This window comes from Vibrio sp. 1401 (genome assembly GCF_033340295.1).
Genome location: NZ_JAWOWF010000456.1, coordinates 1 through 648 on the forward strand (window position 1 = coordinate 1; position 648 = coordinate 648).

Annotated in this window: 1 protein-coding gene; it reads left to right on the forward strand. The window is 45.5% G+C overall.

Annotated features, from left to right (window positions below; all coding sequences use genetic code 11):
• Positions 1 to 648: DUF5666 domain-containing protein (locus R7Z77_RS26205; RefSeq protein ID WP_318137159.1), on the forward strand; the 648-nt coding region annotated here is incomplete at both ends.

The following is a 648-nucleotide window of genomic DNA, read 5'->3' on the forward strand; positions in this document are numbered from 1 at the left end:
TATACTTACCGCGTTTCAAAGGTAGTTTACGGTAACACTCCATTAGCGTTGACTGTCGTGCAACCAAATATGATGGTAAAAGTGGATGAAAACATCCAAAAAACAGCAGATGCCCACGCCGTTGTGTCACTAGAACCAACCATTACTGGTCGAGTGACTGCCATTGATTACGCAAAGAAAACCTTCTCCGTAAATGGTGTAGAACTGCAGTTTGATGGCTTAAGTAACGAGATCGATTTAGGTGAATGGGTGATGGTGTCTTCACTTCCAACTGCTGATGCTGGCTACAAAGTCTTATCTGTGGTGGAAATTGACGTTGACCACTACCCAAGCATAGGCGACATGTGCGAAATTGAAGGCCGAATCGCAAGCATTGATGCAAACCAAAGCACCTTCAAACTGGGCGCAAACATCACCGTGTCTTACCACAGTGTTGACCAACTAAAAGTAGGTCAATGGGTAGAAGCGGAAGGCAAAATGGAAGGGGGTACTTTTGTCGCCTCTGACGTCGAAATAGAAGGCTATGACAACCTAGAAAACGACAGCGATGTAGAAGGCATCGTCACTTGGGTTGCGAACGATTACAGCGAGTTTTCACTAAACTACCGCGGTGCGTTCTTTGTTGATAACGCAACTCGATTCGAAGAC